Genomic DNA, 311 nt, shown 5'->3' on the forward strand with positions numbered 1-311 from the left:
TTATATTGGGAACAGCTCCATGGTTATTGGAATTCGTGTTGAAGCCGAAAACATCCAGACCGGGGCCTGCAAACACTGCACTTCCTCTTACTTCACCATGGTCGCAAAAGACTCCACCGGAAAATCTCTAAAAGTACCGGGTCTTATCTTAAGATCTAAAGATGAGATACGACGTTTTGCAAAAAGCATCAAGAGGTACGAGAATAAAGTAAAACGAAAAAAAGAATTCAATGAAACAGATTTTATTCATGAAGAATACCTGCACATACAGGAGCTTGATAACGTAAAGATCGAGCAATAGGTGAAATTTA

General features: G+C 38.9%; 1 protein-coding gene. It reads left to right on the forward strand.

Translation table 11 applies throughout. From position 1 onward, the window contains the following. Positions 1-301, forward strand: a 301-nt coding sequence (locus HC175_RS22455) for an acyl-CoA thioesterase (protein ID WP_369074373.1), incomplete at its 5' end; no start/stop codon positions are given. Positions 302-311: the final 10 nt, after the last annotated feature.

It is taken from the genome of Salinimicrobium oceani (assembly GCF_012037645.1).